The sequence below is a fragment of the Ellagibacter isourolithinifaciens genome, assembly GCF_008831035.1.
Classification (GTDB): Bacteria; Actinomycetota; Coriobacteriia; order Coriobacteriales; family Eggerthellaceae; genus Ellagibacter; species Ellagibacter isourolithinifaciens.
In genome coordinates, this window is sequence record NZ_WAJR01000073.1 from 1 (window position 1) to 622 (window position 622).

General features: G+C 63.0%; 1 protein-coding gene. It reads right to left on the bottom strand.

Annotated elements, in window-relative coordinates:
- Positions 1 to 274 precede the first annotated feature (274 nt).
- The gene (gene rd / locus F8C90_RS10795; RefSeq protein ID WP_135970482.1) at positions 275 to 439 is read right to left on the bottom strand and encodes a rubredoxin; all 165 of its coding nucleotides are present in this window, start codon (positions 437 to 439) and stop codon (positions 275 to 277) included.
- Positions 440 to 622 lie beyond the last annotated feature (183 nt).

A 622-nucleotide genomic window follows, 5' to 3' on the forward strand; every position in this document is an offset into this window, starting at 1 on the left:
GCTGGCTCATCATCCCGCTGGCGTGGATGATTCCCATGGCCGTTATCAGCTGGGGCATTTACAAGGGCACCAAGGCCAACACCGTGGCCTTCGGGGTGTGCACGCTGATCTTCTGCTCGCTGGTAGCCGGCATCCTGCTTCTGTGCTCCAACAAGGACCGGTAGCCTTTCGCAGGGTGCTCGGTCTTCCCATTGCCGAAACGAAACGCGGGCGCTCCGAGAAAGGGGCGCCCGCGTCGTTGTCGGCTACATTGCAGTAGCCATCGGCGTCGCGCTTACTCCTCGTACAGCGAGAAGTCGTCCTTGCCGACGCCGCAGACGGGGCAGACCCAGTCCTCGGGAATGTCGGCGAAGGCGGTGCCGGGCTCGATGCCGCCGTCGGGATCGCCCACCTCGGGGTCGTAGATGTAGCCGCACACATCGCAGATGTACTTGTCCATGGATGGCCTCTCTTTCAAGGTTGGGGCGGCGTGCTCGTCGCCTCCGGTGCTTGCAGATGCGAGCCCATGATGCCACTGGCCAGCCCGCCACGGCCGCTCCCGACGAAGCCGAAACCGATTTGTGAAGTAGGGCGCTAGCAGGAAGAAACCCAAGGCAAGCAGGGGGAAACTAACCCGTAACGG

Excerpts from the sequence above, each read along its gene's own strand:
- rd (WP_135970482.1), bottom strand. The coding sequence starts at position 439 with ATGGACAAGTACATCTGCGATGTGTGCGGCTACATCTACGACCCCGAG.